Origin of the sequence: Desemzia sp. FAM 23988, assembly GCF_045528365.1 — a bacterium.
GTDB lineage: Bacteria > Bacillota > Bacilli > Lactobacillales > Carnobacteriaceae > Desemzia.
Genome location: NZ_JBGQQS010000107.1, coordinates 1 through 253, shown reverse-complemented (window position 1 = coordinate 253; position 253 = coordinate 1). Strand labels below are relative to the sequence as shown.

The window sequence follows — 253 nt, the reverse complement described above, 5'->3', positions numbered from 1 at the left end:
CGTGATTGAACAGTCCCGTTTAAGCGCTCTACGCGGCCTTTAGCTTGTGGAATAGAGGAGGTTTTAATCTCAATACCGAGTTGATGACAGGCAAAACCAAACTGGGTAAAGGTATCTTCTTCGACCGTAAGCCCGTTAAAATGGACGCCGATAGCTCCAAATAAAAAAAAGCATGACAAATAGCCTGATTTCATCCATTTTTTTGAAATCAGGCTGCTTTTTTCATATTTTTGGCTGGCTGGCAGCTTTCGAT

General features: G+C 42.3%; 1 pseudogene. It reads right to left on the bottom strand.

Features of this window, described 5'->3' with window-relative positions:
* Positions 1-253 (bottom strand): annotated as a pseudogene (locus ACEN4L_RS13640) (hypothetical protein); the annotation flags it as partial.